A 5,679-nucleotide genomic window follows, 5' to 3' on the forward strand; every position below is an offset into this window, starting at 1 on the left:
CTTTCATAATCGAACTCTTAATAGGAGTGAGTGCCACTATAGTATCACTGAAAGTAAAACTTTCACCTGTATAGCTAACGCCTCATTCAGAGGCAAAAAATAATTGCTTATACTTCAGCGACGGAGGAGCACAAAGCAATTGATTTTAGTCCTGCTTAATTGACTTGTTAGTTGCCCTTAGTTAACCTGTGTGTACAGTTGTGATGACGAGGTTGTTATGGATACTAGAATTCAATTCCGAATAGATGAAGAAGTCAAAAGGCTAGCTCAACAAATGGCAGAGAGTCAGGGGCGAACTATTAGTGATGCTTGTCGAGAGCTTACAGAGCAATTGGCTGAGCAGCAACGCCTAAAGTTATCTCATGACACTTGGCTGTCGGAACAGGTTAATTTAGCATTTGAAAAGCTAGAAGCTGGGAAATCAAAGTTCGTTACTCATGAAGCGGCCAAAGCCTCTATGGCGGAGCGAAAAGCAAAAATTAGACTTCGGGATTAATTGTGATTTATTGGGAAGAACAATCACTGATTGATCGAGAAAAGATATTTGAGTTTCTGCACGAGTTTAACCCCTTGGCCGCAGAAGCAACTGACGACTTGATTGAGGAAAAGGTTGAAAGCCTATTGCTACAGCCAGAAATGGGAGTCGAGCGAGAAGGTATAAAGGGACGTCTGTTAATGATCCCTGAAATATCAATGATCGTGTCATATTACACCGATGGAAAAAACATCAGAGTTATGAGAGTTCTGCATATGAAGCAAAAATTTCCAGATTGATGCTTTGGGCATCTAACGTCGTGTTAATGGGCGTATAAATGCTTCGCTAAAATTAGCGACGAAGGAGCAAAACAACTGCTTTTTGTCCTGCTGTATTGACTTGTTAGCTGCCGCTTTAATAGTGATAACGACAAGAAATTATTGTCAAATATGTATCAGATGCAGCATAAACTAAACGATTAGTTTCATCTATCCGCCTAGACCAGAAACCTGATAGGTTTTCTTTTAATGGTTCTGGCTTACCAATTCCTTCAAAAGGCGAACGCTTAGTATCGTTAATTAATTTATTAATACGCTTTAGAGTTTTCTTATCTTGGCTTTGCCAATATACATAATCTCCCCAAGCTTCATCAGTCCATGCAAGTTGCCTAGTCATCAATTAAATCTCTAGACTGTGCCTGACCTGAATTATACTGCTCTATTGATTTCGATAAATGTGCAGCGTTAGCTGGAGATTTAAGTAAATGAACAGTTTCCATAAGGCTGTTGTAATGATCCATAGACATTACTACAGCATCTTCCGCATCTCTGCGAGTTATTACCGTGTAATCAACATCATTTACTACATGGTCCAATACTGATTTAAGTCCGTTTCGAGCTTCTGTGAAAGAAACTATACGCATAAAACACCTCTCAAGTTGTACAACTAATAAGACAAGTTTAACTAATCAATAATACATGTGCAAGATATAAGACAACTCAAAAATCCGAAAGGCAGTTTGTATTTGCTGAAATCTGCAATAATTGAACGAAGTGAAATGCAGATTTTAGCAAATGTAAAATGTCCGAAGTCGCACCAGCGACTGCCATGAGGCGCTTGTTATGTTTTACTCCTTATTGTTCATTTCATCTAATCTTTTCTGTGTTTGTTCAAGTGTGCGCACATTATTCTGTATTCGTTGAGCATCTGTCTTAGCTGTCCTATCAAATGGCTCAAGGGACCACTCTGTTTCACCTTTCAGCATTCTGAACTGGGTTCCCCATATTTGGGCTTTGCCAATACTTAACAAATATCGATCTTCGGCAGCACAAGCCAACCATTTGGCACTCTTATTATTCGGGTCAAGTTTAGAAGCTCTAGTTGCTAAGTTTTGGGCTGTTTTGTAGTCAATTGATGTGCCGCCATGTTGAAAAATAATGGCAGCATGGTAGTAATCGCTCGCTGTCGTAAGCAAGCCTTCCTCAAGCATTTCTTTCGCTCTATTTAATCTTTTTGCATCAGCGCTAGGAGAATATAAGTTGTTTTTTCTCTCAAATTGATCACTTTCATACATTTCCCGCAACTCTTGATTTTCACTCGCACAGGCAAATATGGCAGTGCCACAAAACAATATGGAATATACAAGGACGTGTTTAATCATATAAATTTTCCAAGAAACATAGCGCTTCATTAAGAAGCGAGTTTAGTTTTTTGCTAAACTAAGTGAAGAAGGAACTCGAGCAAGCCGTGACGAGCCTTTCTTTAATGACTTGTTATAATTCGTCATCTCCAAATTTTAAAATCTGTTTACAGTTTCGGATTGTTAAAATATTTATCTTAGCGCCAATGGTATAAATAACTCTATAGTTTCCAATAATCAATTCTCGATAATTCTTGCCTGGCAACTCAGGGACAGCTCGCCCCATCTCTGGTTGATGTGCTAAAGCATCAGTAGCGTCCAATATGTCATTAACCCATTTTATGGCCGCAGACTTTTTATCTAAAGCTATGTAATCTGAGATTGACTCTAGCTTCGATATTGCTAAAGGCGACCAGTTAACCTTCATTTTTCAACCTAGAAAGTAATTTCTCTCTCACTGAGTCACTATCTAGTCCAAGGCCTTTAGACAATTGCATTTCGGCTTTGTTTATCTCCTCAAGCAATTCAATTTTTTCTTGCATTGCTTCATATTCAGCGACATCCAAAACCACTGCTACTCCTTTACCGCGCTGTGTAATCACAAGTGGTCTGCGTGTCTCATTAATTTGTTTAATGTACGAAGCAACACCTGCTCTAAATTCAGAAAGGGGTTGTATATCTTGGTCAAAATGAATTCTACTCATAACCATCTCTTTGTACTTTTAGTTGTACAAAGTAGTGTAATGCAACTTGAGGAATATGCCAAACCCGGAAGAGAATTATAACGCCTGGTTAAGAGGCGAGCTTTAGCTTGCTAAACTGTTTGCCGAAGGCTCGAGCAAGCTATTACGAGACCTCCTTGAACCTCTTGTTATGTACCACAACCTTCGTTATAAGCTTGTTGATATATAAGTAATTTACGTGAACAACTCTCAGTTTTAAAGTGAAAATAACATGAATAAGAAACACTATTTTGAGATTTCGCAAGTGGAGGTGGAGTCCAGGTTGGGCATGACTTTGGGTTGTGAAAATTCGAAACAGAAGATGTTACTAGTCCAAGGTGGGAGTATTCCGCCTTTGCTACACCAGTTTGTAAATCTAACTCCCAGTACATTTTCTTAGAGGTTAGCGTTAGCCCAACCAAAGACGATGCTATTAAAATTATAACTATAAGGTACTTCACCTTAACTTCCTTGTGTACATAACGTCCCAGCGAACGTAGTGAGTGTGTTGATTGGGTTGTTATGTGCGTGTTAGCAAGCAAACGGAAAGTATTTATTTTCCCGAGTGTGAACACTCCACAGGTCCTCTTTTTCACCCACCGATAAGAAAATTTTCTCATGTGTGCTACAAAGGTAACGTACTCTATCCTCAGTCAGATTGTTATAGCTAGCAATAGCTCTAGTCGATCTAAATTTTTTACCTTCCGAGTTTTCGGTATTCTGAGTAAGCCACTGAAATATGCGCTTTGAGTCTTTTGAATCTGATATTGATTTTGTGACTGACTGCACTAAAAATACAGTGATTCCGGCAATAGCACCGCCTGCCGCACCAATTATAATTCCATCTAAAATTGACGGGGAACTCATATTTTCTCCTTGAGCACATAACGCCCCGTTCAGGAGCAATGTTTGGTTGGTGTTAAAATTGGAGCTTGCGACAATAACACCAACCAGTTGTTAATTGTCTATCCTGTAACGGCTTGTTATGTGTTCATTACTTTCTAAGCTTCAGTGCAAGAGGCTGATTCAGAATTTTCCATCTCACACTCGAATTGAACCGTACCACAAGCCAGAGTCCATGTGCGTTTATCTAAAAGCGGATTGTTACCTTTGTGTTCAATGATTATCTGCTCATCAGCACAGTTAACCTCGGATTTTGACATTTTTATAATTTCTGAATCCGACGGCATTTTTTTAACAGGAATGTGAACTGTACACCCAGAAATGATAATTGAAGCTAATACTGCCGACAAAAGTCTCAAGTTAAACTCCTTTTTCGATTTGGACACATAACGCCCTGTTAATGGGCAAAATATAGTTGGCTAAAATTAAGCGACGAAGGAGCAAAAGCCAACTGTATTTTGTCCTTGTTAAACAGCTTGTTATAAGTACTTATATGCAATCGTAGCCAGTACTGCACGACACAAGTAAAGGTAAAAACCACCAAAAAGGTGATAGAAACAAACTTATGCCGAGGAAAACGATGTGCGGTAAAACAGTTTCATTAGCCTTAGCTAGCAGCAAGTTTATGAACAAAAATATTACACCGTAAATCGCTAAACCAATAAACCAAACTAAGAAATAATGTATACCTGATTGCTCACCCGAAACTAAGAATAAAGTTGCGCCTAATAACGAAGCTACCAACGCCACGAATGAAGCAAAGATAAAACCTTTTTTACGCTGAATAAAATACAATGATTCAATGCAAATTATTGCTATCAAAAATGGTATCAAATACTCGATTGATTTATCCATGCTTCCTTGTACTTATAACGCCTCACTAAGAGGCAAATATCAGTTGGTTAAAATAAGCGACGAAGGAGCAAAAACCAACTGTTATTTGTCCTTTTGAGTGACTTGTTATATGGCTACTTTCTGTCTTGCCAACATTTAGAAAATACTATGTTATTAGAGTTTGATACAACTAGCTTATGAACATAATCTAAACCATGAACAGGGGCTGGATCTTTACCAACCATATACACAGCATAAGATGAGGGAATTAATTTTTCATTAATACTTACCGATGCTTCATTGTTTAACAATAAACCTTCGAATAACCCTTGATAACCCGCCATAACATGAATTGCTTTATTTAACTCTTGCCCTTGCAATCCTTCTGTCGCAATCCAAAGGTTTGAATGATCCACAAGTTTGTTTTTTGGTAATTCAGACAAGCTATTAATTATGTATTCTTTGGCATTTTTCAAATAAGGTTTATGAGTCGCCATATTACCTTCAACAAAACTCTTTGCTTTTGAAACAGAGATAATAACTTTTGAGTTGTTAGTTTTATAGTAAATTGCAGGTAGCTCGTAAGATATGGGATTGCTTAAACCGGATTTCCATTTGACTGGGTAGCTATTTGATTCGCAAGGGTCAGAGTCGGCATGAACTAAGCTAGAAACTAAAAACACCATCAAAACTAAAATTTTACGCATACTTTCCTTAGCCATATAACGCCTTAATAACAGGCAATTGACTCGTTGGCTAAAATCAGCGACTGACAGGAGCAAAGCCAACGAAGAATTGCCCTGTTAATTAACTTGTTAGCTACCGCTGCTAGCCAAGCTTACTATGAAAACCACTTTGCCCAACTTACTCAAAAATCTCAATGACAACGTCACAATAATTTGAAAACCGATAGTCGAAGAGACAAGCCCCTAAGCTTGTCGAAGCCTCGATGGCCTTGAAGAAATAGACCGACTTGCACAAACTAATCCGCGACTCGAACCAAGAAAGCATGGTGCACAAAAGTGAAGTAGCCCATGAAAGTACTCGGAGTCATCGTGGGTAGTTAACGCCTTAATAACAGGCAATTGACTCGTTGGCTAAACTGG

Annotated in this window: 10 protein-coding genes; 2 read left to right on the plus strand and 8 right to left on the minus strand. The window is 38.5% G+C overall.

The window, feature by feature from the left end; translation table 11 throughout:
- Positions 1 to 217 precede the first annotated feature (217 nt).
- Together AC4E96_RS13705 and AC4E96_RS13710 are read left to right on the plus strand one after the other, a co-directional pair.
- A complete protein-coding gene (locus AC4E96_RS13705) occupies positions 218 to 496 on the plus strand; it encodes a type II toxin-antitoxin system RelB/DinJ family antitoxin (protein WP_490256222.1) in 279 nt (92 codons plus the stop codon).
- 2 nt (positions 497 to 498) lie between these two features.
- Positions 499 to 774: a type II toxin-antitoxin system RelE/ParE family toxin gene (locus AC4E96_RS13710; RefSeq protein ID WP_490256223.1), complete on the plus strand. Its 276-nt coding sequence runs from the start codon at positions 499 to 501 to the stop codon at positions 772 to 774.
- Between the two features lie 115 nt (positions 775 to 889).
- On the opposite strand, the gene AC4E96_RS13715 is transcribed toward AC4E96_RS13710, so the two are convergent.
- The 8 genes from AC4E96_RS13715 to AC4E96_RS13750 all read right to left on the minus strand — a co-directional run bounded on the left by AC4E96_RS13715 (position 890) and on the right by AC4E96_RS13750 (position 5,295).
- A complete protein-coding gene (locus tag AC4E96_RS13715; RefSeq protein ID WP_490256224.1) occupies positions 890 to 1,150 on the minus strand; it encodes a Txe/YoeB family addiction module toxin in 261 nt (86 codons plus the stop codon).
- On the minus strand, positions 1,143 to 1,397 hold the full coding sequence (locus AC4E96_RS13720; RefSeq protein ID WP_490256225.1) for a type II toxin-antitoxin system Phd/YefM family antitoxin: 255 nt from the start codon (positions 1,395 to 1,397) through the stop codon (positions 1,143 to 1,145). Before AC4E96_RS13720 ends, AC4E96_RS13715 begins: the two co-directional genes overlap by 8 nt.
- A gap of 204 nt (positions 1,398 to 1,601) precedes the next feature.
- Entirely contained in the window at positions 1,602 to 2,135 is a 534-nt protein-coding gene (locus tag AC4E96_RS13725; protein WP_490256226.1) for a hypothetical protein, read from the minus strand.
- Between the two features lie 112 nt (positions 2,136 to 2,247).
- Positions 2,248 to 2,541 carry a type II toxin-antitoxin system RelE/ParE family toxin gene (locus tag AC4E96_RS13730; RefSeq protein ID WP_490256227.1) on the minus strand — a complete coding sequence of 98 codons (294 nt, stop codon included), beginning with the start codon at positions 2,539 to 2,541 and terminating at the stop codon, positions 2,248 to 2,250.
- The gene (locus AC4E96_RS13735; protein WP_490256228.1) at positions 2,531 to 2,818 is read right to left on the minus strand and encodes a type II toxin-antitoxin system Phd/YefM family antitoxin; all 288 of its coding nucleotides are present in this window, start codon (positions 2,816 to 2,818) and stop codon (positions 2,531 to 2,533) included. Before AC4E96_RS13735 ends, AC4E96_RS13730 begins: the two co-directional genes overlap by 11 nt.
- A 549-nt stretch (positions 2,819 to 3,367) precedes the next feature.
- Entirely contained in the window at positions 3,368 to 3,703 is a 336-nt protein-coding gene (locus AC4E96_RS13740; RefSeq protein ID WP_490256229.1) for a hypothetical protein, read from the minus strand.
- Between the two features lie 525 nt (positions 3,704 to 4,228).
- A complete protein-coding gene (locus AC4E96_RS13745; protein ID WP_490256230.1) occupies positions 4,229 to 4,594 on the minus strand; it encodes a hypothetical protein in 366 nt (121 codons plus the stop codon).
- A 113-nt stretch (positions 4,595 to 4,707) separates the two neighbouring features.
- Positions 4,708 to 5,295, minus strand: coding sequence for a hypothetical protein (locus AC4E96_RS13750; RefSeq protein WP_490256231.1), 588 nt, complete (start codon positions 5,293 to 5,295; stop codon positions 4,708 to 4,710).
- Positions 5,296 to 5,679 lie beyond the last annotated feature (384 nt).

It is taken from the genome of Psychrosphaera sp. (assembly GCF_982872775.1).